This is a genomic window from Micromonospora sp. CPCC 205539, assembly GCF_036906815.1.
GTDB lineage: Bacteria > Actinomycetota > Actinomycetes > Mycobacteriales > Micromonosporaceae > Micromonospora.
The window spans coordinates 1-25081 of the sequence record NZ_JBAKHW010000036.1 but is presented as its reverse complement, the minus strand read 5'-3'; the positions used below and the strand labels follow the sequence as shown (position 1 = coordinate 25081).

Genomic DNA, 25081 nt, shown 5'->3' with positions numbered 1-25081 from the left:
AGGCGGCGGGAGGGGAGACCGGATGACCGGGCGGGACTGGGCGATGGTGGGTGCGCCGAACGCGCGTGACCTAGGGGGTCTGGTGGGTGCGGGCGGCCGGCGGGTGCGGTCGGGGCAGTTGATCCGTACGCCGGCTCTGGGTCGGCTCACCGACGAGGATCTGCCGGTGCTGGCGAAGCTGGCGCCCGCCTGCGTGCTCGACCTACGCGACGGCACGGAGATCGCGGTCGCCCCGCCGGACCGGCTGGTCGGCGAGCCGCGGGTGGTGCACCTGCCGGTGCACGACGCGGAGCACCCGGTGTTCACGTACATCTCGGCGGTGTTGCTCGGTCACGACCTGGACGCGTACGCGGCGCTGGCCCGTCAGGGCACGGCGGCGGCGATGGCGGAGATCTACCGGTGGTTCGTCACGGGTGAGTCGGCGCGGGCCGGGTTCAGCGAGGCGTTGCGGTTGGCCGCCCGGCCGGAGAACCTGCCGTTGGTCTACCACTGCTCGGCCGGCAAGGACCGCACCGGCTGGCTGACCGTCGTCCTGCTGACCGCGTTGGGGGTGGACGAGGCCGCGATCCGCGCCGACTACCTGCGTAACAACCCGCTGACCGACAGCCTGCGCGCGGTGATCGTCGAGGCGATGCGGCGGCGGCAGCCCGAGTTGGCGGTCGACGCGGTGCTGCCGGTGCTGGAGGTCCGCCCGGAGTACCTCGACGCGGGCTACGAGGAGGTGCGTCGGGTGCACGGCTCGTTCGACGCGTACCTGCGCGACGGGCTCGGGCTGACCGACGAGACTCTCACGGCGCTGCGGGCGCAGCTGCTGGAGTGAGCGGGGCGGCCGGTGGCGCGGGGGTTCGGGCGGCCCAGCCGGTGACGATCAGCGCCTGGCCGGCCGTGTAGGTCGCCATCACCAGCACCGCCGCGCCGGGCATCTGGAGCACGCCGGCGACCCCGGCGGCGATCAGCAGGTCGGAGCCGAGGAACAGCGCGGCGCCGAGGCCGACCCGGGCGCCCTGGGTGGCGGCGGTGCTGGCCATGGCGGCCAGCGCGAGGGCGTAGCCGGCCACCGGGATGGCCAGCCCGGCGTCGGTCAGCCCCGCCCACATCCAGGTCAGCGCGAGGACGGTCAGCACCGCGTACCCCAGTGGCACCGCGACCAGGGGCGGGCGGCGCAGCGCGGTCGCGGCGCCGTGTCGGGTGAAGGCCGCGAGGTAGCAGAGGTGGGTGCCGAGAAAGCAGGCCATGCCGGCGAGGAACCAGCCGGTGCCGGTGATGAGCAGTGCCACGTCGCCGGCGGTGGCGCAGGCCAGCGCGGCGAGCATCAGCCGGTCCGGGTGGGCTCCACGTTCGGTGGTGGCGCGCCAGAGGTACGCGGCCAGCAGTGGCATCAGCAGGGGCTTGGTGAGCGCGAAGACCACGTCGTTGCCGGTGGCGTTCGCCAGCAGGTTCGCCGTGGTCACGGCGAGGAGGGCGGCCAGCAGGAGGCGGCTGCGGGGCATCGGCGGCTCCGGGGTGGGGGTGTGCGCAGCCTAGCGGGGTTGGTGGGCGTCCGCTCAGAGCCGGTGGCGGGCCGCCCAGACCTGTGCCGAGACGTGTGCGATGAGCCGGCAGGCGTCGTCGTCGATCACGTCGTCGTTGCTGCCGCCGTCGGCCAGGTCGGTGGTGGTGCAGACGACGATCAGGTACGGCGGGGCGTCGTCGGGGAACACGACGCCGGTGCCGTGCCGGACGCCGTGGATCCAGCCGCCCTTGTGGGCGATCCGGGTGCCGTGGGGCAGGCCGGCGGCGAGGTCCTCGCGGTGCTCCTGTGCGACGAGGACGTCCAGCATGGCCGCGCAGCCGGCCGGTGACGCGAGTGGGCCGGGGGTGGACGCGCCGCTGGCCAGCGCGCCGAGCAGGGCCGCCAGGTCGGCGGCGGTGACCACGTTGGTGATGCCGGCCTCGCGGGCGGCGAAGTCCTCGATGCCCCGGCCGGTGATGCTGTGCCGGGCGCCGGTGCGCGCCCACACGTCGGCCACCGCGGGCAGGCCGACGTGGGCGATGACGAGGTTGGTGGCCAGGTTGCTGGAGCGCACGATCATCCGCTCGGCGAGCCACCGCAGCGTGGCGGTGGCGCCCACCCGGTCCCAGACCGCGTCGTCGTTGTCGTAGGCCCGCTCGTTGGTGAATCGGGGTGCGCCGGGCTGTGCCGAGTCGAACTCGTTGACCACCGGGATCTCGGCGTCCAGGTCCAGGGTGCCGGCCTCGGCGCGGCGGTACAGCGCGGCGAGCACGGCCGTCTTCATGGTGCTGGCCGCGTAGTGGGTGGCGTCGGCGTGCCGGGTCCAGGTGGGTGGCGTGTCGAGTCGACCGACGTACGCCGAGACGGTGCCGGGTGCCCGGTCCAGGTGGGCGTCGAGATCATCCCAGGTCATGACGGTGACCGTAGCGGATCTTCGGCGGGCCGGCGGGGCGGGTCCGCGTACCCCGGTCGGGGAAAGCGGGCGGGCGCGCCGGCCGCAAGCGGCCGACGCGCCCGTCGTCGGGGTGCTGGTGGGGTCAGGCGTGCTTGCGGCGGGCGGCGGCCCGGCCGCGCAGCTGCTGGTCGAGCACGACCTTGCGGATCCGCACCGTGGCCGGGGTGACCTCGACGCACTCGTCCTCGCGGCAGAACTCGAGCGCCTGCTCCAGGGAGAGCTTGCGCGGCGGGACCAGCTTCTCGGTCTCGTCGGAGGTCGACGCCCGCATGTTGGTGAGCTTCTTCTCCTTGGTGATGTTGACGTCCATGTCGTCGGAGCGGGAGTTCTCGCCGACGATCATGCCCTCGTACACCTCGGTGGTCGGCTCGACGAAGAGCTGGCCGCGCTCCTGCAGGTTGATCATCGCGAAGGCGGTGACCGCGCCGGCCCGGTCGGCGACCAGGGAGCCGTTGTTGCGGGTACGCAGCTCGCCGAACCACGGCTCGTAGGACTCGAAGACGTGGTGCAGGATGCCGGTGCCCCGGGTGTCGGTGAGGAACTCGGTGCGGAAGCCGATCAGGCCGCGCGCCGGGACCAGCCACTCCATCCGGATCCAGCCGGTGCCGTGGTTGACCAGCTGCTCCATCCGGCCCTTGCGGGTCGCGAGGAGCTGGGTGATCGCGCCCAGGTACTCCTCCGGGGAGTCGATGGTCAGCCGCTCGACGGGCTCGCAGGTCTTGCCGTCGATCACGCGGGTGACCACCTGCGGCTTGCCGACGGTCAGCTCGTAGCTTTCGCGGCGCATCTGCTCGACCAGGATGGCCAGTGCCAGCTCACCGCGGCCCTGCACCTCCCAGGCGTCCGGCCGCTCGGTGGGCAGCACCCGCAGCGACACGTTGCCGACCAGCTCCTTGTCGAGCCGGTCCTTGACCATCCGCGCGGTGACCTTGGCGCCCTTGACCCGGCCGACCAGCGGCGAGGTGTTGGTGCCGATGGTCATCGAGATGGCTGGTTCGTCGACGGTGATCAGCGGCAGCGCGACCGGGTTGTCGGCGTCGGCCAGCGTCTCACCGATCATGATCTCGGGGATGCCGGCGACAGCGATGATGTCGCCCGGGCCGGCCGTCTCGGCGGGCTTGCGCTCCAGGCCCTCGGTCATCAGCATCTCGGAGATGCGGACCCGCTGGGTGCTGCCGTCGGTGCGGCACCAGGCGACCGTCTGGCCCTTGCTGATGGTGCCCTGCCGGACCCGGCACAGCGCGAGGCGGCCGAGGAACGGGGAGGCGTCGAGGTTGGTGACGTGTGCCTGCAGCGGCGCGTCGTCCTCGTAGGCGGGTGCCGGGATGGTGTCCAGAAGGGTGCGGAACAGCGGCTCCAGGGAGGTGCTGTCGTCCGGCACCGAGCCGTCGGCGGGCTGGGTCAGCGAGGCGATGCCGTCGCGGGCGCAGGCGTAGACGATCGGGAAGTCGATCTGCTCCTCGTCGGCGTCCAGGTCGAGGAAGAGCTCGTAGGTGTCGTCCACGACCTCCTTGATCCGGGCGTCGGGACGGTCCACCTTGTTGATCACCAGGATGATCGGCATCCGGGCGCGCAGCGCCTTGCGCAGCACGAACCGGGTCTGCGGGAGCGGGCCCTCGCTGGCGTCGACGAGCAGCACAACCCCGTCGACCATGGTCAGGCCGCGCTCGACCTCGCCACCGAAGTCGGCGTGGCCGGGGGTGTCGATGATGTTGATGGTGACCGGGTCGGAGCCGTCGGCGGGCAGGTAGCGCACGCCGGTGTTCTTGGCGAGGATCGTGATGCCCTTTTCGCGTTCCAGGTCACCGGAGTCCATCACCCGCTCGGTGTTCTCGCCCCGGGCGCCGTACGCCCCGGCCTGCCGCAACATGGCGTCGACCAGGGTGGTCTTACCGTGGTCGACGTGGGCGATGATGGCGACGTTGCGGAGGTCGGTGCGAAGCTGCATACCCTCTATCCTTCCGCCTGCGCTCGCGCAGGCTGCGTCGGGGTCACCCCCAGGTGCCCCTGATCTCTGGTGAAACTGCTGTCCGGGTCGTTCCCCCGGCTGGCATGCTGGCTCCCGTGTCCCGGGGGCCTGAGTGCACGACCTGCTGACCATGGTGCAGGGTCTGCCCACCCTGTGGATCTACCTGGTCGCCGCGCTGATCGTGGCGGGCGAGACCGCGGTGATCTTCGGCCTGCTCGTGCCGGGTGAGGCTACCCTGCTGCTGGTCGGCTTCCTCACCTACAACGGTACCTTGCGGCTCGGGCCGGCGTTGGTCGCGATGATCGTCTCGGCGGTCGTGGGTGACGCGCTGGCGTTCCGTGCCGGCCGGCGGTACGGCCCCCGGCTGCGCGCCGGGCTGGGCCACCGGGTGGGGCCGCAGCGGTGGAGCCGAGCGGACGCCATGCTGGCCAAGCTGGGTGGGCGGGGCGTGTTCGCCGCCCGCTGGGTGGCCTTCGCCCGCACCCTGGTGCCCCGGCTGGCCGGTGCCACGGGCATGCCGTACCGGCGGTTCGCTCCGTGGAACCTGGCCGGCGTGGCGACCTGGGTGAGCGCCTCGGTGCTGGTCGGTAACCTCGCCGGTGAGTCGTACGACACGGTCTCCCGGCTGCTGGGCCGGGCCACCGGGGCGGCGCTGGTGCTGCTCGCGGGTCTGCTGGCGGTGGTGCTCGCCGGTCGGTGGTTGGGCCGCAACCCCGATCCGGTGCGGGCGCTGCTCTCCCGCGCGGGGGCGTTGCCCCCGGTGCGCTGGCTCAGCGCCCGCTACGGGGTGCTGTTCTTCCTGGTGGCCATCCGGATCGGGCCGGCCTGGACGTTGCTGCTCAACCTGGCCGCCGGGCTGTTGCTGCTCTTCGTCGCCGGGCTCGCCATCGCCGGGCTGCTCGCCCTGGTGGTGCGCAACAGCGGATTGGCCGCCCTGGACGGGGCGATCGGTGACTGGTTCGCTGACCGGCGTACCCCCGGTGCGGCCGAGGCCACGTTGGCGGTGGTGTCGATGGTGCGCGGGTGGGTGCTGATCGTGCTGGTGGCGTTGGTGGCGGCGGTGCTGGCCTGGCGCAACCGTCCCTGGCGGACGGATCTGCTCAGCGTGGTCGGCACGGTGGGGGCGTTCGTGCCGCTGCTGCTGCTGGCCGTGGTGACCGAACTGACCGGATCGCCGGGGTCCGGGCCGGACGGCGGCGACGCGGTCCCGTTCCCCACCCAGAATGCGGTGGTCGCCGCCAGCTTCTGCACCCTGGCCTGGCTGCTGTCCCGGGGGGCGCGCTGGCCGGTCGCCGTGGCCGCGTGGACGGCCGCCGCCGCAGGGGTGCTCGGAGTGGGCGGCGCGCGGCTGTACCTCGGGCTGGACACGACGAGCGGGACGGCGGCGGCGGTGCTGCTCGGGGTGCTCTGGACGGTGGTGTTCGTGGTCGCCTGGGCCACCCGGGACCGGGCGATGGGAGATCGGGAGCCGCCCGTGGAGCCCGTTCGGCCGCCGCCGCAGGGGCCCCGCCGCCCCATCGAACCTTGCTAGGTGCGGCCGGGTGGCCGGCGCCCCCGTCGCCGTTCAGCCGCGGCTGGCGGCCGGCTCCGGTGCCGCCGCGGTGTCCGCGTCCGGGTGGGCGTCGATCCGACCCGGCCACCAGAAGCGGTCGCCGAGCAGGAACGCCAACGCCGGCACCAGGACGGTACGGACCAGCAGGGTGTCCAGCAGTACGCCGATGCAGACGATGATGCCGATCTGGGTCAGCGTGATCAGCGGCAGCACCCCGAGCACGGCGAAGACCGCGGCGAGCAGCACCCCGGCGCTGGTGATCACCCCGCCGGTGACCCGCAGCGCGGAGAGCATGCCGGCGCGGGTGCCCGCGCTGCGGGCGTCCTCTCGGGCCCTGGTGACCAGGAAGATGTTGTAGTCCACCCCGAGAGCCACGAGGAACACGAACGCGAGCAGCAGCACGCCGCTGTCCAGCGCCGGGAAGCCCAGCACGTGGTCGAAGAGCAGCCATGCCGCGCCGAGGCTGGCGAAGAACGACGCGATCACGGTGAGCACCAGCAGCACCGGTGCGAGCAGGCCGCGCAGCAGCAGCACGAGCACGGCGCCGACCAGCAGCAGGATGATCGGCAGGATCAGTCGCAGGTCGCGGTCGTTGGCGTCGTCGGAGTCGTAGGTGGCTGCCACGGACCCACCGACGATCGCCCCGGACGGCGCGTCGGCGCCCGCGACCGGCGGCGGTGCCGAGCCGGGGACCGCGGCCACCGCGTCGCGCAGCGCCTCGATCGTGCGGTCGGAGGCGGCGGTGCCGGGTTCGGCGTCCAGGACCACGTCGACCTGGGCGACACCCTGGCCGGCGTCGCCGGGCCGTGCCGAGGCGACGCCCGGCACCGCGGCGGCGGCGTCGGTGACCGCCCGCACCGCCGCCGGGGCGGTGAGCACGGCCACCGGCTGGGTGCTGCCGGCGGGGAAGGCCCGGGCCAGTGTCTGTGCCCCGGTCACCGCCTCGGGCGCGGCCCGGAACTGCTCGGTCTCGGACAGGCCGGTGCGGATACCGAGCCCACCCAGAGCCAGTCCACCGAGCAGCAGGGTGGCCAGCGTCGCGACCACCACCGGGCGGCGTTCCACGGCCGCGCCGAGCCGGCCCCAGAGCCGGCCCTCGCGAACCGGGCCGCCGACCCGGGGGACGAACGGCCAGAACAGGCCGCGACCGAAGAGGATCAGGACGGCAGGGAGCACGAACAGGGCCGAGAGCATGGCGAAGACCACACCGGTGGCGCAGGCCACCGCCAGTGCCCGGTTGGTCTCCTGCTCGCTGAGCAGCAGGGTGAGGACGCCGAGCACCACGGTGCCGCCGCTGGCGAGGATGGGTTCGGCGGTGCGGCGTAGCGCGGCGCGCATCGCGGCGAAGCGGTCCTCCTCGCGGCGCAACTCCTCCCGGTAGCGGGCGATGAGTAGCAGGGCGTAGTCGGTGGCGGCGCCGAAGACCAGGACGCTGGCGATGCCGGTGACCTGGCCCTGCTGGAGGTGGATGCCGACGGCCGGCACGATCGTGTCCACCGCGCGCAGCGTGAGCTGCTCGGTGGCCGCGACCACGACCAGCGGCACGATCCACAGGAACGGGCTGCGGTAGGTGATGAGCAGCAGCAGCGCGACCACGGCGGCGGTCACCACGAGCAGGGTGACGTCGGCGCCCTCGAAGACCGAGGAGAGGTCGGCGGTGAAGGCGGGGGCACCGGTCACCTCGACGGTGAGCCCGTCGGGCAGCTCCGCCAGCGTGGCGCGCAGCTCGGTGACGGTCGCGGTGACCTCGTCCTGGCCGCCGTCGGTGCGCAGCGGGACGGCGACCAGCGCCACCGTGCCGTCGGGGGAGACCTGCGCGGGGCTGACCTGTCCGCCCTGCGCGAAGCGGCCCAGGCTGTCCGAGCGGGCGGCGACGGCGGCCCGGTCGGCCTCGCTCAGCGCGCCGCCGTCCGCGCGACTGACCACCACGATGGCCGGCTGGACCTCACTCGACGGGAGCTGGTCCTGCAAACGCTCCACCTGGGTCGACTGCCACTGCACGGACAGGCCGGTGGCGGAGATCGGCGCGGGATTGTCCGCCCGGGGGAGCCCGAAGACGGCCGCGCCGACGACGATCGCGGCAGCCACGGTGAGCCAGGCGGCCAGGCGGCCGCGGGCGACTCTGGTGAACGCGGACATCGCAGGCTCCCTTGAACGCCAAGTATCTTGATTGCCGAGATTATCGGTGCCTGTTCTATGCTGCAACCCGGGAGACCGACGACGGGGGAAGCAGTACGACGTGGCGACTCACGGCATGTACCGGCGGCGCGAGACACGGCGCGAGCAGCTGGTCGCGGACATCGCCACCAACCTGCGGCGGTACGCGGTGGACGCCCAGCAGGTCGGTCACGCCTTCGCCAACCTGCACGGCCTCAACCCCACCGATCTGCACGCGCTGATCGCGGTGATGGACGCCGAACTGCTCGGTGACCCGATCACCCCCGGTCGCCTCGGCGAGCAGCTCACCCTCTCCTCCGGCTCGGTCACCGCCCTGATCGACCGCCTCGAGCGGGCCGGCCACATCCGCCGGGACCGCGACACCGTCGATCGGCGCAAGGTGCTGCTGCACTACGCCGACCAGGGCGCCGCGCTGGCCATGGAGTTCTTTCAGCCGCTGGGCGCCCGGACCGACTCGGTGCTGGCCCGCTTCGGCGAGGACGAGCTGGAGGTGGTGCACCGCTTCCTGGCCGAGATGAGCGCCTCGGTGCGGACCCACCGCGACGCGGTGCGCGCCGCCCGGCCCGAGCCGCCCCGCCGCCCGACGGGCTGACCGGTGCCGCACCGGCTCGCCGCCCGCCTCGCCGGCGCCGCGCTGCGGCTGCCCGCGGTCCGCCTCGGCCCGGTGCGGGTCACCCGCGACATCCCGCTCCGGGTCCGCGACGGCGTGGTGCTGCGCACCGACCACTACGCCCCGGCCGTCCCCGGCGCGCCCACCGTGCTGATCCGCACCCCGTACGGGCGGGGTGGACCGCTGCGGCTGCTCGGCCGGCTGCTCGCCGCGCGGGGCCAGCACGCGGTGATCCAGTCCTGCCGGGGCACCGGCGGCTCCGGCGGGACGTTCGCCCCGCTGGTGCACGAGCGCGACGACGGGGTGGACACGCTGGACTGGCTGCGCCGCCAGCCGTGGTGGGCGGGCGCGCTGGGCATGTTCGGCATCAGCTACCAGGGCTTCGCGCAGTGGGCGCTGGCCGCCGACGCCGGCGAGGAGCTACGCGCGATGGTCGCGGTGGTGACCGCCTCGGCCACCCGCGACTCGACGTACGCCGGGGAGTCCTTCGCCCTGGACGCCGTGCTGACCTGGGCGGAGCTGCTGCACGCGCAGACCGTGCCCTGGCTTGCCCGGCAGCGGGAGCTCAAGCGCGGGCAGCCCCGGCTCGCCGCCGGGCTGGACCACCTGCCGCTGGCCGGGGCGGACCGGGTGGCCACCGGCGTGACCATCCCGTTCTTCCAGGAGTGGCTGTGCCACCACGCGCCGGCCGCCGACTACTGGCGGACCCGGGTCTTCGCCGACCGGGTGGCCCGGATGCGGGCACCGGTGGTCATGGTCACCGGCTGGCACGACATCTTCCTGCCCGCGCAGCTCGACGACCACGCCACCCTGCGCGCCGCCGGCGCCCGGCAGCGCCTGGTGATCGGCCCGTGGACGCACGGCAGCCCCGGGCTGTTCGTCGCCGCCCTCACGGAAGGGCTGGCCTGGCTGGACGAGCACCTGACCGGACCGGCGCAGGCGCGGCCCGGACGTGCCGGGTCAGCGCCCGTACGGGTGCACGTGGGCGGTGTCGGTGGTGGCTGGCGCGACCTGCCGGACTGGCCGCCACCGGCGGTCGACACGCACTGGCACCTGCATCCGGGTGGCGAGCTGGCGGCGCGACCCCCGGTGCCCTCCGCGCCGGACGAGATCCGGTACGACCCGTCCGACCCCACCCCGTCGCTGGGTGGCCCGCTGCTGGTGGCGAAGCGGGCCGGCCCGGTCGACAACCGGCCGATCGAGGCCCGCTCGGACGTGCTGAGCTACACCAGTGCCCCGCTGACCCGGCCCGTCGAGGTGATGGGCCCGGTGCGTGCCGAGATCCACGTCCGCAGCGACCTGCCGTACCTGGACGTCTTCGTCCGACTGTGCGACGTGGACGGTCGCGGTCGCTCGTGGAACGTGTGCGACGGGCTGGTCCGGGTCGACCCCGACCGGTTCCCCGTGGACCCGGCCGGGGTGGTGCGGGTGCCGGTGCCGCTCTGGCCGACGGCGTACCGCTTCGCCGCCGGACACCGGTTGCGCGTACAGGTCTCCGGCGGCGCGCACCCCCGTTGGGCGCGCAACCCCGGCACCGGTGAACCGCTCGGTGATGCAGTCACACTGCGTGCAGGTTGGCGGGCCGTCCTGCACGACCCGGAGCACGCGTCCACAGTGGTGCTGCCCGTCGTCCAATCTGGCTAATTTGAAATCAGATCGCTCTGACCTGGGCATTCATGTTACAGCGGGCTATGGTTGGGTCAACGCCCGGCCATCTGAATCAGTTAGGCCGAGCCCACCTGAGGCCCCGTCCCCCGCGTACGCGGTGTGACGTCGCGTCTGGTCCCCACACATCTGAGAGGGGGGCCGATGACCCGCGCCCCTTCGAATTTGTCAGCTGTCCGCAGCCTGCTCCTCACCCATCTCAACGTCGACCCGAACACCGTCCGCGCTCAGGATCTGGAGCCGGCGGAGGTCGGCATCGTCGGTGACCCCGCCCACCGTGGTGGCTACCACTGCGGCTCGGACCGGGTCGACAGTGGCGACTACTCGGTGGACGAGTCGCCCCGGGACAAGGCCGGTCTGACCCTCGACGCGGCCGCGCTCGACGTCGGCAGCTTCGATGTCCGCTCCGGCGGTCGGACGAACACCCTGCCGAGCTTCTCCATCTGGTGCGTCGCGCAGTGCGCCGCGAACGCGGCGGACGCCCGCGACATCCGCGAGATCATCTACAGCCCTGACGGCAGCACCGTGAAGCGGTGGGACCGGCTCGGCAAGCGCAGCACCGGCGACAGCACGCACCGCTGGCACACGCACTTCAGCTTCTTCCGCGACGCCGTTAAGGCGGGACGAGACCAGACCCCGCTCTTCCGCCGCTACCTCAGCACCATCGGACTACTGAAGGACAACGACATGACCCCCGAAGAGCACACCTGGCTGGCCACCGTCCACCAGAGCCTGACCGTCCTGGACGGGCGCAACCCGATCGGCCAGACCTACACCCGCATGACGACGGGCACGGACGCCACCGTCACCAACTACGTCGCGGCGCACCCGACCCTGAAGTCGCTCGCCGCCCAACTGGCCACCCTGCAGGTCGGGCTGACCACTCTCTCCGCCAAGGACCTCACCGACGAGCCGGCCATCATCCAGGGCGTGCTCGCGGGGCTCTCGCCGGAGGACATCGCCGCGGCGATCCCGCCGACCCTGGCCCGGCAGGTCGCTGACGAACTGGCCCGGCGCCTGGTTGTCTAAGCCACGCGTCCCATCCCACAACAGCAGTTGCGCAATAAGTATTGCGCAACTGCTGTTGCTAATGCATGCTCGAGGGCATGGAACCCCGCGAGGTACGCCAGGTCACCGACTCACGAGTGCTCGCCGCGATGGCCCACCCCCTGCGTCGCCGGCTGATGGACGTGCTCAAGGTGTACGGGCCCTCGACCGTCGGCATGCTCGCCGAGCGCACCGAACAGGCGCCCGCGAACGTCAGTCACCACCTCAAGGTGCTCGCCGCCGGGGACCTGGTCACCGAGGCGCCGGAGCTGGCCCGGGACCGGCGCGAGCGGTGGTGGCGGCTGGTCGACCAAGGTGTGCGCTGGTCCAACAGCGACTTCGACGCCGACCCGGCCGCCCGGGCGGTCGCCGACGCCGCCACGTCGCTCAACCTGGACCGGCACGTCGCGCTGGCCCGGGCCTGGCACGCCGTCGACGAGGCGACGCAGGCCGCCTGGAATGACAGCCCGTTCTCCACCAACAAGTGGCTGCACCTCACGCCCGACGAGCTGACCGAGCTCGGCCAGGAGGTCATCGACCTGCTGGCCCGCTGGGCCGACCGACAGGTGCCCGACGACGGCCGCGCACGCCAACCCGTGTTCGTGTTCGCCCACGGCGTCCCGGCCCGCCCGTGACCACGGCCGCCCGCACCGAGCCCCGCCCGGCCCGACCGTCCGGCGGGCTGCTGCGCCATCGGGACTTCCGGCTGCTCTGGACCGGCCAGGCGATCAGCAGCATCGGCAGCAACGTCACCACGGTCGCGCTGCCGCTGGTCGCGGTGGCCGTGCTCGACGCCGGCACCTTCCAGGTGGCGGTGCTCACCGCGGCGGCCTGGCTGCCCTGGTTGCTGATCGGCCTCCCGGCCGGCGCGTGGGTGGACCGACTGCCCCGCCGACCGGTGATGGTGATCTGCGACCTGCTCTGCGCGCTGGCGTTCCTCAGCGTGCCGCTGGCCGCCGCGCTCGATCGGCTCACCGTCTGGCACCTGCTGCTGGTGGCGCTGGGCGCCGGCACCGCGCGGGTCTTCTTCGAGACCGCCGACCAGGTGTACCTGCCGGTGCTGCTGCGACCCGACCAGGTGCCCGAGGGCAACGCGAAGCTGCACGCCACCCAGACCGTGAGCTACGTCGTCGGGCCCGGCCTCGCGGGCCTGATCGCCCAGCTCACCGGGGCGGTCGCCGCGCTGCTGCTGGACGCGCTCACCTTCCTGCTGTCCGCGGTCTGCCTGCTGCGGATCCGCACCGTCGAGCCGCCCGTGCAGCGGACCACCGAATCCCGGTCGTTGCGTCGGGACATCGCCGAGGGGCTGCGCTTCGTCATCCGGGACCCGTACCTGCGGGTGCTGGCGGTCTTCGGCGCGGCCTGCAACATCGGGCTCACCGGCTACCAGGCCGTCCTGGTGGTCTATCTGGTCCGCGAACTGCGGCTCTCGCCGGGCCTGGTGGGCGCCCTGGTGGCGGTGATGAGCGTCGGCGGGATCGTCGGCGCGCTGCTGGCCACCAGGCTGGGCAGGCGCTACGGCACCGCGCGGGCCCTGCTGCTCGGTGGTGTGCTCGCCGGCCCGCCGGCGCTGCTCATCCCGCTGGCCACGCCCGGCCTCGGACTGATCTGGCCCGCCCTCGGCGGGCTGCTGATCGGCTTCGGCGTCGCCATCGGCAACGTGGTCAAGAGCAGCTTCCGACAGACGTACACACCGCACCACCTGCTTGGCCGGGTGACGGTGAGCATGCACCTGCTCAACTTCGGCACCATCCCGCTGGCGGCCGTGCTGGCAGGAGCCCTCGGCGCGCGCTACAGCGCCGGGACCGCGATCGGGGTGATGACCGCCTGGTTGGCGCTCACCCCGGCAATTCTGTTGATGGGGCCGCTCCGGCGGCGGCGGGACCTGCCCGCCGCCCCGGCGGCGTCGTGAAGTGCACTGCGGCGGCGGCCGTCAATCAGCCGCCGCCACCGGCACGGGATTACAGCGGGCGGACGTTGTCCGCCTGCGGACCCTTCTGCCCCTGGGTCACCTCGAACTCGACCTTCTGGCCCTCGTTGAGCTCCCGGTAGCCGCTCGACGCGATGGCGGAGTAGTGGACGAACACGTCCGGCCCTCCACCGTCCTGCTCGATGAAGCCGAAGCCCTTTTCCGAGTTGAACCACTTAACCGTGCCGGTTGCCATGCATCTCTCCCTGTTCAAAGCGGCTGACCCGCGGCCTGTGGCCGATGATCGCCCGTACCTGTTCGACAGTAACGGGCAAAACCCCGATCCGCTGGCCGAAGTGCCGCAGGCACTTGGGTGAACTCTACGTGGCGGCACGCGAAAGTCGCCCCCGCCACCCTCCTCTGGGGCATGCTTGCGCCGATGAAGGGTGCCGCAGCCACCGCGCTGTCCGAGCTGGAGCGCGAGATAGACGCGCCCGGCGCCGGCCTGGACCGCCTTCGGCTGGTCCCCACCCCGTTCGTTCCGGAGGTGCGGTTGTACCTCGCCGAGGACGCGATCGTCTGGTGGGCGCGCATGGAGGCCGAGGCGGGACACGCCCTCCCCGCGCCGTACTGGGCCTCGGCCTGGGCCGGCGGACAGGGGCTCGCCCGCCACCTGCTGGACCACCCGGAGTTGGCCGCCGGTCGGCGGGTGCTCGACCTCGCCTCCGGGTCGGGCCTGGTGGCCATCGCCGCCGCGCTGGCCGGTGCCGCGCACGTGGTCGCCAACGACATCGACCCGTACGCTGTGGCGGCCGTCACAATCAACGCGCGCGCCAACCGGGTCGCCGTCACCGTCACCGGAGACGACCTGCTCGACAGCGCCGGCGCGGAGGCGGACCTGGTGCTCGCCGGCGATGTCTTCTACGACCGCGCGATGGCCGACCGGGTGCTGCCGTTCCTGCAACGGGCCACCGCCGGCGGTGCCGAGGTGCTGGTCGGTGACCCTGGCCGCGGGCACCTGCCGGCGGGTCGGTTGGCGGTCCTGGCCGACTACCCGGTGCCCACCACCGAACCGTCGGTGGACTCGTCGCTGCGCCGGGTGCAGGTGCTCCGACCCACCTGAGCCCCGGGTCGCTCAGGGAGGACCCCGAGGCGGATACCAGGGGACCCTGGGGGGTGCGGCCCGATGTCCACACTGGTGCGGCGGCCCTAGCCTACGAGGCATGACGCAATGGCTGGCCCAGGTTGACGAGCTGCCGATCCTGCTGTTGATGGGTGCACTCGGGCTGGTCATGCTCTTCGACGCCGTACCGCTGCTGGGCGTCCTCATCCCCGGCGACGTGGCGATCCTGGCCGCGGTCGGGGTGGGGCGCCCGGCCACCGGGCTGGCCACCTTCGCCGCGGTGCTGATCGGCTGCCTCGCCGGCTGGTCGCTGAGCTTCCTCGTCGGGCTCCGCTACTCCGACCAGCTACGGCGCAGTCGGATCGGCGCCTGGATCGGCGAGGCGCGCTGGACGGCCGCCGAGGGGATCCTGCGCCGCGGTGGCGGCCGGATGGTCGTGGTCGCGCCGTTCCTGCCGGTGTTCAACGCGCTGCTGCCACTGGCCGCCGGAGGGCTGCGGATGTCGTACCGGCGCTTCCTCGGCTGCGCCGCACTCGGCGGGGCGTCCTGGGCGGGTCTCTACCTCGTGCTGGGCACGGCGTCCCGCTCGCTGGCCGGGCTGCTGCCGGGGGAGGCCAGCCCGCTGCTGGTGACCATGGCTGTGGGGTTGGTGCTGGCGGGCGTGGTCGTGGTGGGGATGCGGCGGCGGTTTGCGATGGTCGCGGTGGAGGGCGGGGGCCTGCCGTCCCCGGCTCCGGGCGGTCAGGCGTGATCCCTCCGCCGCGCACGGCAGGCCCCCGCGCGGGGTGACCCTTGGTGGGTTCTCGGTTACCAGCCGCGGGCTTTCCACTGGGGGAGGGCTGGGCGCTCGGCGCCCAGGGTGCTGTCGTTGCCGTGGCCCGGGTAGAACCAGGTCTCGTCCGGCAGGCGGTCGAACAGCTTGTGCTCGACGTCGTCGATCAGCGCGGCGAAGCGCTCCGGGTCCTGGTCGGTGTTACCAACGCCACCCGGAAAGAGACTGTCGCCAGTCCAGAGGTGCGGGGTGCCGTTCGGGTCGCGGTAGAGCAGCGCGATCGACCCCGGGGTGTGCCCCTTGATCTGGATGACCTCCAGCGCGCAGTCGCCGACCGGCACGGTGTCGCCGTCGGCGAGCCGGTCCGCCTCGATCGGCAGCCCCGCCGCGTCGTCGGCGTGCACCAGTGCCCGGGCGCCGGTCTTGGCCACCACTTCCTCCAGCGCCACCCAGTGGTCCATGTGCTGGTGGGTGGTGATCACGGCGGTCAGCCCGCCGTCACCGATCAGCTCCAGCAGTCGGGGTGCCTCGTTGGCGGCGTCGATCAGCACCTGCTCACCGCTCGCGGTGCAGCGCAGCAGGTAGGCGTTGTTGTCCATCGGCCCTACCGACAGCTTGCTGATGGTGAGCCCGGCCAGCTCGCGTACCGCCGGCGCTCCGTTGTGGGTGACGTCTCCGCTGTATGTCATGACGTGTCTATATCCATTCCGGTGGAGTCGGTAGGGAACCGTCGGGGGTGACGGCGAGCGCGTCGCCGCCGTCACGGCCGATCAGCCAGGCGGCGAGGTCGGGGGCGGGACCGGCGACGGTCGGGGCGCCCTCGCGTTCCCCGATCACCAGCTCGTGCTGGCTGCCGTCGACGCGCAGCACCATCGACGGCGGTGCCGGCCGGTTGGCGTGATGGGTGGCCACCTCGTGCAGCAGCCGGTGGGTGAACGCCTCAGACCAGTCGGCGGGCCGGTAGCCGGCGCCCAGGTCGAGGTGGTGCACCTCGATCTCGCGCAGCCGACCCCAGACCAGCAGGGCGGCCGGCCAGGGGCCTCGGCGGGTCTGCACCGTCGCCGCCCACGCCTCGACCGGCATGGCCGCGACCGACTCGGCGAACCGGTCCGCGGTGCGCCGCAGGTCGTCCAGGTGCTCGGCGGGCGTCCGGCCCGCGCCGGCCTCGATATCCGACGTCCGAGCTGCCAGCGAGGCGTACATCGGGACCGGCTCGCCGGTGCGAGCCGCGGTCAGCAGGTTGACGAAGCCGTCGGCGTTGCGCGCCAGGTGGGCCAGTACGTGACCGCGCGTCCAGCCCGGCAGCAGCGACGCGGCGGCGAGGTCCGTGGTCTCGAAGGACCCGGCGGTACGCAGCAGCCGGCTGGTCGCGTCGTCCACCTCGCCCGTCAGCAGCAGGGGATCCGTGGTCACGCACAGACCCTAGCGGTACGCCGGCACGCCGTCGCCGCGGAAATCGCTTTCGGCGCACCGACGCGCGCCCTACCGTCGGCGTCATACGCGGCACCGAGACGTCGGACGGAGGTGGTGATCATGCCGGCCGTGGCACGCGTGTTCCGCCATCACCAACGTCGACAGCGATGAGGATGCCATGACGATCGATCTGACCGCCCTCGGCTGGGACGCCGACCGGGCGGCTTACGCCCGGCGGCGCGGCGACCACCGAGCGGGCCGGGTGGCCCGGGTGGACCGGGGGGTCTGCACCGTGCTCACCGCCGACGGCCCGGTTCGGGCCAGCCTGGGCGGCGCGGTGCTGGCCGCCGCGGCCCAGGACCCGTCCATGCTGCCCTGCGCGGGCGACTGGGTGCTGCTCGCGCAGTGGCCGGACCGCCGCACCACCGTCGAGGCGGTGCTGCCCCGACGGACCGCGCTGATCCGCCGTACCGCCGGCAAGGACGCCAGCGGCCAGGTGCTGGCCGCCAACCTCGACACCGCCGCCGTGGTGGAGCCGGTCCACCCGGAGCCGGACGTCGACCGGATCGAGCGGCTGCTGTCCCTGGCCCACGAGTCCGGGGCCCGACCACTGGTCGTGCTGACCAAGGCCGACCTGGCGGCCGACCCGGCGGCACTGGCCCGCCAACTTGCCGTCGTGGCCCCGGGGGTGCCGGTGCTGCCGGTCAGCGCCGAGCGTGGCGTCGGCCTCGATCCACTGCGCGCGGAGGTGGCGCCGGGCCGCACCCTCGGCCTGCTCGGGCCCTCCGGCGCCGGCAAGTCGAGCCTGGTCAACGCGCTGGCTGGGATGGTGGTCATGCCCACGCAGGCGATCCGGCGGGTCGACGGCAAGGGCCGGCACACCACCACCTGGCGGGCCCTGGTGCCGATCCCGGGCGGCGGCGCGGTGATCGACACTCCCGGCGTACGGGCGGTCGGCCTGCTCGACGGCGCGACCGGGCTCGACCGGGCGTTCGCCGACATCGCCGGGTTGGCCGAGGGCTGCCGGTACGCCGACTGCGGGCACGACGCCGAGCCGGCCTGCGCGGTCCGCGAGGCGCTGCGGACCGGGGAACTGCCCACCCGCCGGTGGGAGAGCTGGCAGCGGCTCCAGCGGGAGGTGACGCAGGAGAGCCGGCGGCGGGAGACGCGGCTGGCCGCCGAGCGGCGGGGCGGGTGGCGTTCGGCGCGACGTCGGGCGGCCCGGCCGCCGGCGCCCGGGGGCTACTGACGCGCCGGCCGACCCGCGCTGAGCTGGGGGAATGTGCGGGCGAGGGAAAGTGTCGTACCTCGGGGCTAGAGTTGCCGAGGCGCATTTTCCGCGCCCGCACGACCGCTCGAAATCACCCAGAGCGGGTCAGATCCTCCGCTTCGTCTTCACCCGGGAGTACACGCACCGTGGCCGACCGACTGATTATCCGTGGCGCGCGCGAGCACAACCTGCGTGACGTCAGTCTCGACCTGCCCCGGGACGCGCTCATCGTGTTCACCGGGCTGTCCGGGTCGGGCAAGTCGAGCCTGGCCTTCGACACGATCTTCGCTGAAGGGCAGCGTCGGTACGTCGAGTCACTCTCGTCGTACGCCCGGCAGTTCCTCGGCCAGATGGACAAGCCCGACGTCGACTTCATCGAAGGGCTGAGCCCGGCCGTCTCGATCGACCAGAAGTCGACCTCGCGCAACCCGCGCTCGACCGTCGGCACCATCACCGAGGTCTACGACTACCTGCGACTGCTCTACGCCCGCATCGGTGAGCCGCACTGCCCGGTCTGCGGCGAGCGGATCTCCCGGCAGAGCCCGCAGCAGATCGTCGACCGGGTCCTCGCCATGGCCGAGGGCACCAAGTTCATGGTGCTCGCCCCGGTCATCCGAGGCCGCAAGGGCGAGTACGTCGACCTCTTCGCCGAGCTGCAGGCCAAGGGCTACGCCCGGGCCCGGGTCGACGGCGTGGTGCACCCGCTGACCGAGCCGCCAAAGCTCAAGAAGCAGGAGAAGCACACCATCGAGGTGGTGATCGACCGGCTCACCGTCAAGCCGAGCGCCAAGCAGCGGTTGACCGACTCGGTCGAGGCCGCCCTGGGCCTGTCCAGCGGCCTGGTGCTGCTCGACTTCGTCGACCTGCCGGAGGACGACCCGGACCGGGAGCGCCGCTACTCCGAGCACCTGGCCTGCCCCAACGACCACCCGCTCGCCATCGAGGACCTCGAGCCCCGGGTCTTCTCCTTCAACGCGCCGTACGGCGCCTGCCCGGAGTGCACCGGCCTGGGCACCAAGAAGGAGGTCGACCCGGAGCTGCTGGTGCCCGACCCGGAGCGGTCCCTGCGCGAGGGCGCGATCCTGCCCTGGGCCACCGGGCACAACCTGGAATACTTCCTGCGCCTGCTGGAGGCGCTCGGCGAGGCCCAGCACTTCGACGTCGACACCCCCTGGCGGGCGCTGCCGGCGCGGGCGCAGAAGACGATCCTGCACGGCTCCGACGACCAGGTGCACGTGCGCTACCGCAACAAGTACGGTCGTGAGCGCTCCTACTACACCGGCTTCGAGGGCGTGGTGCAGTGGATCGAGCGCCGGCACTCCGACACCGAGTCCGAGTGGTCCCGCGACAAGTACGAGGGCTACATGCGCGACGTGCCGTGCGCGGCGTGCGGTGGCGCCCGGCTCAAGCCCGAGGTGCTCGCGGTCACCCTGGCCGGCAAGAGCATCGCCGAGGTCTGCAACCTGTCCGTGGGGGAGTGCGCCGACCTGCTCGCCGGCATCGAGCTGACCGACCGGCAGAAGATGATCGCCGAGCGGGTCCTCAAGGAGATCAACGCCCGGCTGCGGTTCCTGCTCGACGTCGGCCTGGACTACCTCTCCCTGGACCGCCCGGCCGGCACCCTCTCCGGCGGTGAGGCCCAGCGCATCCGGCTGGCCACCCAGATCGGCTCCGGCCTGGTGGGCGTTCTCTACGTGCTCGACGAGCCGTCGATCGGGCTGCACCAGCGCGACAACCACCGGCTGATCGAGACCCTGATCAGGCTGCGCGGGCTGGGCAACACGCTGATCGTGGTGGAGCACGACGAGGACACCATCCGCACCGCCGACTGGATCGTCGACATCGGGCCCGGCGCCGGCGAGCACGGCGGCAAGATCGTGCACAGCGGTTCGGTGCCGGCACTGCTGAAGAACAAGGAGTCGCTCACCGGGGCGTACCTGTCCGGTCGGCGGTCGATCCCGACGCCGGCGAAGCGCCGCCCGCAGGACGCGGAGCGGGAGTTGGTGGTGCACGGGGCGCGCGAGCACAACCTGCGCAACCTGACCGTGCCCTTCCCGTTGGGTCAGCTGATCGCCGTCACCGGGGTCAGCGGTTCGGGCAAGTCGACGCTGGTCAACGACATCCTGTACGCGGTGCTGGCCAACCAGATCAACGGGGCCCGGCTGGTGCCCGGTCGGCACACCCGGGTCGGCGGCCTGGAACACGTGGACAAGGTCGTCGGCGTGGACCAGTCGCCGATCGGCCGTACGCCGCGCTCCAACCCGGCCACCTACACCGGTGTCTGGGACCACGTCCGCAAGCTCTTCGCCGAGACCACCGAGGCCAAGGTGCGCGGCTACGGCCCGGGCCGGTTCTCGTTCAACGTCAAGGGTGGGCGCTGCGAGGCGTGCTCGGGTGACGGCACGATCAAGATCGAGATGAACTTCCTGCCCGACGTGTACGTCCCCTGCGAGGTCTGCAAGGGCGCCCGGTACAACCGGGAGACCCTGGAGGTGCACTACAAGGGCAAGACCGTCTCGGACGTGCTGGAGATGCCGATCGAGGAGGCCGCCGAGTTCTTCTCCGCCATCCCGGCCATCCACCGGCACCTCAAGACCCTGGTCGACGTCGGTCTCGGCTACGTCCGGCTCGGTCAGCCCGCGCCGACGCTCTCCGGTGGTGAGGCGCAGCGGGTCAAGCTCGCCTCCGAGCTGCAGAAGCGTTCCACCGGCCGGACGGTCTACGTGCTCGACGAGCCGACCACCGGCCTGCACTTCGAGGACATCCGCAAGCTGCTGATGGTGCTGGAAGGGCTGGTCGACAAGGGCAACACGGTGATCACCATCGAGCACAACCTCGATGTGATCAAGACGGCCGACTGGCTGATCGACATGGGCCCGGAGGGCGGCCACCGGGGCGGCACCGTGCTCGCCACCGGCACCCCCGAGGAGGTCGCCGAGGTGTCGGAGAGCCACACCGGCCAGTTCCTGCGCCAGGTGCTCAAGCTCGACGGTGCGGCCAAGGGCGCGGCGGCCGCCACCACCCGGGCAGCCCGGGCCAACGGGACCACCAAGGCGCGGGCCAGCCGCAAGGCGCCAGCCGCCGCAAGCTGACCAGCGAGGACAGGGGGACGGGCGGGCCGATTCGGCCCGCCCGTCCTATTTCTCGGGTCGGAGTTATGCCCCGGTGAACCATCCGGCACAGTTGCCCGTGTGGAGAAGTGTGGCCGGTCGCTGACCGGCGCAGCGGCCGAGAGAGAGGCGAGGCATGAGTGACGATCAGGCGCTGACCGGTCCGGGTACGCAGACCCGTCGGACCCTGCTCACCGGCGTCGGGGCGGTCGGCGCGGCCGTCGTGCTCGCTGCCTGTGGCAGTGACGACTCCGGCGACGGTGCCGCCCCCACCAGCGGCGGCCCGGCGGTGCCCAGCACCGGCGACGCGGGCGGCGGCGACCGGCAGGGCGCCCAGTCCCTGGCCACCACCGCCGACATCCCGGTTGGCGGCGGCGCGATCTTCGCCGCGCAGGGAGTGGTCATCACCCAGCCCAGCCCGGGGCAGTTCAAGGGCTTCAGCCCGATCTGTACCCACCAGAACTGCCCGGTGTCGAAGGTCGATGGCGGCACCATCAACTGCACCTGCCACGGCAGCAAGTTCTCGATCGAGGACGGCTCGGTGAAGGCCGGTCCGGCCACCAAGCCGCTGCCGGCCAAGGACATCAAGGTCACCGGCGACCAGATCTCGTTGGCCTGACCCACGCCCGTCGGCCGACGGGGTTTTGATCGGCTCGAGTTCCCGGATGTCGGGGTGTTCCGCGCCCGTCGACACCCCGACATCCGCAAGACCGAGTCGATCAAGCGCCTGGAGTGGGCTGTCGGGGGCGCGGACTAGGCTTGTTGGCGTGGCTGACCCCTCGACCTACCGACCCGCACCCGGCACCATCCCGGAGTCACCGGGGGTCTACCGCTTCCGCGACGGCACCGGCCGGGTGATCTACGTCGGCAAGGCGAAGAACCTGCGCAGCCGGCTCAACTCCTACTTCGGCGACATGTGGAATCTGCACGAGCGCACCCGGCAGATGGTCACCACCGCCGAGTCGGTGGACTGGATCACGGTCGGCACCGAGGTCGAGGCGCTTCAGCAGGAGTTCACCTGGATCAAGCAGTACGACCCCCGGTTCAACGTCCGTTACCGCGACGACAAGTCCTACCCCTACCTGGCCGTCACCCTCGACGAGGAATATCCGCGGCTACAGGTGATGCGCGGCGCGAAGCGCAAGGGGGTGCGCTACTTCGGCCCGTACTCGCACGCCTGGGCGATCCGGGAGACCCTCGACCTGCTGCTGCGGGTGTTCCCCGCGCGCACCTGCTCCGCCGGGGTGTTCAAGCGGGCCGGCCAGGTCGGCCGTCCCTGCCTGCTCGGCTACATCGGTAAGTGCTCGGCGCCCTGCGTCGGCACCGTCAGCGCCGACGAGCACCGGGCCATCGTCGACGGCTTCTGTGACTTCATGGCCGGGCGCACCGACACCATGGTCCGCAAGATCGAACGCGAGATGACCGACGCGAGCGAGCAGCTGGAGTTCGAGCGGGCCGCCCGGCTGCGCGACGACGTGGCCGCGCTCCGCCGCGCGATGGAGAAGCAGACCGTCGTGCTGGGCGACGGCACCGACGCCGACGTAGTCGCGTTCGCCGACGACCCGCTCGAAGCCGCCGTGCAGGTCTTCCACGTCCGTGACGGCCGGGTCCGTGGCCAACGCGGCTGGGTGGTGGAGAAGACCGAGGACCTCAGCACCGGCGACCTGGTGCACCACTTCTGCACCCAGGTGTACGGCGGCGAGCACGGCGAGGCCGACGTCCCCCGGGAGTTGCTGGTGCCCGAGCTGCCCGCGGACGCCGACGCGCTCGCCGACTGGCTCTCCACCCACCGGGGCTCCCGGGTGTCGCTGCGGGTGCCGCAGCGCGGCGACAAGCGGGTCCTGATGGAGACGGTGGAGCGCAACGCCAAGGACGCGCTGACCCGCCACAAGCTCAAGCGGTCGGGTGACCTCACCACTCGGGGCAAGGCCCTGGACGAGATCAGCGACGCGCTGGACATGCGCACCTCCCCGCTGCGCATCGAGTGCTTCGACATCTCGCAGATCCAGGGCACCGACGTGGTGGCCAGCATGGTGGTCTTCGAGGACGGGCTGCCTCGCAAGAGCGAATACCGGCGGTTCATCGTCCGAGGCGCCACCGACGATCTCTCCGCGATGTCCGAGGTGCTGCGTCGCCGCTTCGCCCGCTACCTGGACGCGCGGTCCGAGACGGGCGAGGTGGGCGTGGAGTCCGCCGACGACCCGACCACTCCGGGCGGCGCGACTGATCCCCAGGTCGGCATTCTGATCGACCCGACGACTGGCCGGCCGCGCAAGTTCGCGTACCCCCCGCAGTTGGTGGTGGTCGACGGCGGTGCGCCGCAGGTGGCGGCGGCCGCCCAGGCCCTCGCCGACCTGGGCATCGAGGATGTGGCGCTGTGTGGGCTGGCCAAGCGTCTGGAGGAGGTGTGGCTGCCCGACGACGAGTTCCCGGTGATCCTGCCGCGCACCTCGGAGGGGCTCTACCTGCTGCAACGGGTTCGCGACGAGGCGCACCGGTTCGCCATCACCTTCCACCGGCAACGCCGCTCCAAGCGGATGACCGAGTCGGCGCTCGACCGCGTGCCGGGCCTGGGTGAGGTCCGCCGCAAGGCGCTGCTACGCCATTTCGGCTCGCTCAAGCGGCTCTCCGCCGCCAGCGTCGAGGAGATCACCGAGGTCCCCGGGGTTGGCCGGCGCACCGCCGAGGCGATCCTGACCGCCCTCGACGCGTCCGTAAGTTCCGATCCGTCTGTTCGTGCCGATCCGTCTGTTCGTGCCGATCCGTCTGTTCGTGCCGATCCGTCTGTTCGTGCCGATCTGCCGGCGAGTGCTGACTCGTTGGCGGGTGCTGGCCCGGTGGCGGGTGCTGACTCGTCGGCGGGCGCCGATCCGTCTGTTCGTGCCGATCTGCCGGCGAGTGCTGACCCGTTAACGGGTGCTGACTCGTCGGCGGGCGCCGATCCGTCGAGCGGTGTCATCGAAGGCACGCGGGATGACATGGGCATGCGAGGCGACGGCGACGCGAGCGGCACATTTGGCGCGGATGCCGATCCGGCTGCAGCGGCCGATCCGGCAGCGAGTCCCGACGAGAGCACGCGGGCCCACTAGGGGCCGGCGCGAGGCCGGATCTTGTCAGCCGGCGGGCCCATGCCTGCACCATCCGCTGCCGAACACCCCTGACTTGGGGCTGCGGTGGGGGTTCGTCCGATGCCAGCCGCCGCACGATCCGGCGTCGGTCTTGGCTGATCGCCCTCGATCCAGGATGTAGTGGCCTCGGTCGCGCCTGGAGGGCACTACATCCTGGATCGAGCACGATCATCGGCCTGCCAATGCCCGTAGGCGCCCCCGGAATCGAGCAATATGCCCCACGGCGGCCTGTCGGGTGCGCAACTTCGGGGAAACTGCTGCCTCGCCTGCTGGGGAGGCAGCAGTTTCCCTGAAGTTGCGTCCACCAAGCGGCCCGGTGGGCGTGGGGGCGGGTTGAGGTGTCGGCGGGTGGCGGCGCGCGGCCGTCTGCCTTTGGGGTGAGTGTCCGGTTCCGTCTGGGGTGGGATGCGCGCGGTGGGCCGGTCTGTGTCGTGGTGTCCCGTGGGCGGGGCCACTCTGAGGGTGGAATCGTGGCCGGGGCCGGGTCGTTGAACATGGCATACCACCGCGGCTCTCCGAGCCCGGTGCGGCAGCCGCCGAGAACACATGGCAGGCCGCCACGGTTACACCCTCGTAACCACCGGCCGCCGGGAACACCCGCCAAGCCGCCACGGTTACACCCCCAGATCCGGTGGCCGTCGAGACACCCGCCAGGCCCGCGGTTGCACGGTGGCCGTCGGGAACACCCGCCGAGCCGCCACGGTTACACCCCCGGACACCCGAGCAGGCCCCCGGCCGCCGGGCAGATCCCCCCGAAACTTTCCCCCGCACGTCGCGCGGTCGCAGCACGCCGCGCACATCCCCCGAGGCAGAGGAGCACGCCATCATGCGTACCGATCTGATCCGTCGCACCGCTCTGACCGCTGCTGGTCTCGCGTTCACCGGTGG

The 25081-nt window shown here is 72.4% G+C and carries 19 protein-coding genes and 1 pseudogene; 13 read left to right on the top strand and 7 right to left on the bottom strand.

The features are described 5' to 3' along the window. Positions 1–22: 22 nt before the first annotated feature. Positions 23–820, top strand: a complete 798-nt coding sequence (locus tag V6V47_RS25820) for a tyrosine-protein phosphatase (RefSeq protein WP_334630958.1) — start codon at positions 23–25, stop codon at positions 818–820. Here the strand turns inward: V6V47_RS25820 and V6V47_RS25815 are convergent. The 3 genes from V6V47_RS25815 to typA form a co-directional block, all read right to left on the bottom strand. Next, on the bottom strand, positions 789–1490 hold the full coding sequence (locus V6V47_RS25815) for a lysoplasmalogenase (RefSeq protein WP_334630957.1): 702 nt from the start codon (positions 1488–1490) through the stop codon (positions 789–791). The genes V6V47_RS25820 and V6V47_RS25815 overlap by 32 nt on opposite strands. A gap of 54 nt (positions 1491–1544) precedes the next feature. After that, positions 1545–2405 (bottom strand): serine hydrolase, encoded by an 861-nt coding sequence (locus V6V47_RS25810; protein ID WP_334630956.1) that lies wholly within the window; start codon positions 2403–2405, stop codon positions 1545–1547. Between the two features lie 124 nt (positions 2406–2529). Continuing rightward, entirely contained in the window at positions 2530–4395 is a 1866-nt protein-coding gene (gene typA, locus V6V47_RS25805; RefSeq protein WP_334630955.1) for a translational GTPase TypA, read from the bottom strand. A gap of 133 nt (positions 4396–4528) precedes the next feature. Here typA and V6V47_RS25800 point away from each other — a divergent pair, with 133 nt between their 5' ends. Next, a complete protein-coding gene (locus V6V47_RS25800) occupies positions 4529–5947 on the top strand; it encodes a DedA family protein (RefSeq protein ID WP_334630954.1) in 1419 nt (472 codons plus the stop codon). A 33-nt stretch (positions 5948–5980) separates the two neighbouring features. Here V6V47_RS25800 and V6V47_RS25795 read toward each other — a convergent pair whose 3' ends face one another. Then, on the bottom strand, positions 5981–8107 hold the full coding sequence (locus tag V6V47_RS25795; protein WP_334630953.1) for an MMPL family transporter: 2127 nt from the start codon (positions 8105–8107) through the stop codon (positions 5981–5983). Positions 8108–8222: 115 nt separating this feature from the next. Between V6V47_RS25795 and V6V47_RS25790 the strand changes: the two genes are divergently transcribed. The 5 genes from V6V47_RS25790 (at position 8223) to V6V47_RS25770 (ending at position 13380) form a co-directional block, all read left to right on the top strand. After that, positions 8223–8738, top strand: a complete 516-nt coding sequence (locus tag V6V47_RS25790) for a MarR family winged helix-turn-helix transcriptional regulator (RefSeq protein ID WP_334630998.1) — start codon at positions 8223–8225, stop codon at positions 8736–8738. A 3-nt stretch (positions 8739–8741) separates the two neighbouring features. After that, positions 8742–10400: a CocE/NonD family hydrolase gene (locus tag V6V47_RS25785; RefSeq protein ID WP_334630952.1), complete on the top strand. Its 1659-nt coding sequence runs from the start codon at positions 8742–8744 to the stop codon at positions 10398–10400. 165 nt (positions 10401–10565) lie between these two features. Beyond that, on the top strand, positions 10566–11450 hold the full coding sequence (locus tag V6V47_RS25780) for a hypothetical protein (protein WP_334630951.1): 885 nt from the start codon (positions 10566–10568) through the stop codon (positions 11448–11450). Positions 11451–11527: 77 nt separating this feature from the next. Next, entirely contained in the window at positions 11528–12103 is a 576-nt protein-coding gene (locus V6V47_RS25775; RefSeq protein ID WP_334630950.1) for an ArsR/SmtB family transcription factor, read from the top strand. Then, complete coding sequence (locus V6V47_RS25770) at positions 12100–13380, top strand: MFS transporter (RefSeq protein WP_334630949.1); 1281 nt, start codon at positions 12100–12102, stop codon at positions 13378–13380. The genes V6V47_RS25775 and V6V47_RS25770 overlap by 4 nt, the downstream gene beginning before the upstream one ends. 49 nt (positions 13381–13429) lie before the next feature. Here V6V47_RS25770 and V6V47_RS25765 read toward each other — a convergent pair whose 3' ends face one another. Then, entirely contained in the window at positions 13430–13633 is a 204-nt protein-coding gene (locus tag V6V47_RS25765) for a cold-shock protein (RefSeq protein WP_088961229.1), read from the bottom strand. Positions 13634–13816: 183 nt separating this feature from the next. Here V6V47_RS25765 and V6V47_RS25760 point away from each other — a divergent pair, with 183 nt between their 5' ends. Together V6V47_RS25760 and V6V47_RS25755 are read left to right on the top strand one after the other, a co-directional pair. Continuing rightward, complete coding sequence (locus V6V47_RS25760) at positions 13817–14500, top strand: class I SAM-dependent methyltransferase (RefSeq protein ID WP_442934307.1); 684 nt, start codon at positions 13817–13819, stop codon at positions 14498–14500. A gap of 100 nt (positions 14501–14600) precedes the next feature. Then, a complete protein-coding gene (locus V6V47_RS25755; RefSeq protein ID WP_334630947.1) occupies positions 14601–15251 on the top strand; it encodes a DedA family protein in 651 nt (216 codons plus the stop codon). A 56-nt stretch (positions 15252–15307) separates the two neighbouring features. Here V6V47_RS25755 and V6V47_RS25750 read toward each other — a convergent pair whose 3' ends face one another. Then, positions 15308–15961, bottom strand: coding sequence for an MBL fold metallo-hydrolase (locus V6V47_RS25750; RefSeq protein ID WP_334630946.1), 654 nt, complete (start codon positions 15959–15961; stop codon positions 15308–15310). 7 nt (positions 15962–15968) lie between these two features. Further along, positions 15969–16685 carry a maleylpyruvate isomerase family mycothiol-dependent enzyme gene (locus tag V6V47_RS25745; RefSeq protein WP_334630945.1) on the bottom strand — a complete coding sequence of 239 codons (717 nt, stop codon included), beginning with the start codon at positions 16683–16685 and terminating at the stop codon, positions 15969–15971. A 178-nt stretch (positions 16686–16863) separates the two neighbouring features. Here V6V47_RS25745 and rsgA point away from each other — a divergent pair, with 178 nt between their 5' ends. The 4 genes and pseudogenes from rsgA to uvrC form a co-directional block, all read left to right on the top strand. Continuing rightward, positions 16864–17934 carry a ribosome small subunit-dependent GTPase A gene (gene rsgA, locus V6V47_RS25740; RefSeq protein ID WP_334630944.1) on the top strand — a complete coding sequence of 357 codons (1071 nt, stop codon included), beginning with the start codon at positions 16864–16866 and terminating at the stop codon, positions 17932–17934. A 167-nt stretch (positions 17935–18101) separates the two neighbouring features. Next, positions 18102–21047 (top strand): excinuclease ABC subunit UvrA, encoded by a 2946-nt coding sequence (gene uvrA / locus V6V47_RS25735; RefSeq protein ID WP_334630943.1) that lies wholly within the window; start codon positions 18102–18104, stop codon positions 21045–21047. 154 nt (positions 21048–21201) lie between these two features. Beyond that, positions 21202–21684, top strand: a complete 483-nt coding sequence (locus tag V6V47_RS25730) for a Rieske (2Fe-2S) protein (protein WP_334630942.1) — start codon at positions 21202–21204, stop codon at positions 21682–21684. A gap of 148 nt (positions 21685–21832) precedes the next feature. Beyond that, positions 21833–23812: pseudogene (gene uvrC, locus V6V47_RS25725) on the top strand (excinuclease ABC subunit UvrC); the annotation flags it as partial. Positions 23813–25081: the final 1269 nt, after the last annotated feature.

Bases quoted from the DNA above. Each gene is read 5' to 3' on its own strand.
- V6V47_RS25815 (WP_334630957.1), bottom strand. From the start codon at position 1,490: ATGCCCCGCAGCCGCCTCCTGCTGGCCGCCCTCCTCGCCGTGACCACG.
- V6V47_RS25820 (WP_334630958.1), top strand. From the start codon at position 23: ATGACCGGGCGGGACTGGGCGATGGTGGGTGCGCCGAACGCGCGTGAC.
- V6V47_RS25775 (WP_334630950.1), top strand. From the start codon at position 11,528: ATGGAACCCCGCGAGGTACGCCAGGTCACCGACTCACGAGTGCTCGCC.
- V6V47_RS25750 (WP_334630946.1), bottom strand. From the start codon at position 15,961: ATGACATACAGCGGAGACGTCACCCACAACGGAGCGCCGGCGGTACGC.
- V6V47_RS25765 (WP_088961229.1), bottom strand. From the start codon at position 13,633: ATGGCAACCGGCACGGTTAAGTGGTTCAACTCGGAAAAGGGCTTCGGC.
- V6V47_RS25810 (WP_334630956.1), bottom strand. From the start codon at position 2,405: ATGACCTGGGATGATCTCGACGCCCACCTGGACCGGGCACCCGGCACC.
- V6V47_RS25755 (WP_334630947.1), top strand. From the start codon at position 14,601: ATGACGCAATGGCTGGCCCAGGTTGACGAGCTGCCGATCCTGCTGTTG.
- V6V47_RS25780 (WP_334630951.1), top strand. From the start codon at position 10,566: ATGACCCGCGCCCCTTCGAATTTGTCAGCTGTCCGCAGCCTGCTCCTC.
- V6V47_RS25730 (WP_334630942.1), top strand. From the start codon at position 21,202: ATGAGTGACGATCAGGCGCTGACCGGTCCGGGTACGCAGACCCGTCGG.
- V6V47_RS25790 (WP_334630998.1), top strand. From the start codon at position 8,223: ATGTACCGGCGGCGCGAGACACGGCGCGAGCAGCTGGTCGCGGACATC.
- V6V47_RS25760 (WP_442934307.1), top strand. From the start codon at position 13,817: ATGAAGGGTGCCGCAGCCACCGCGCTGTCCGAGCTGGAGCGCGAGATA.
- V6V47_RS25795 (WP_334630953.1), bottom strand. From the start codon at position 8,107: ATGTCCGCGTTCACCAGAGTCGCCCGCGGCCGCCTGGCCGCCTGGCTC.
- rsgA (WP_334630944.1), top strand. From the start codon at position 16,864: ATGACGATCGATCTGACCGCCCTCGGCTGGGACGCCGACCGGGCGGCT.
- typA (WP_334630955.1), bottom strand. From the start codon at position 4,395: ATGCAGCTTCGCACCGACCTCCGCAACGTCGCCATCATCGCCCACGTC.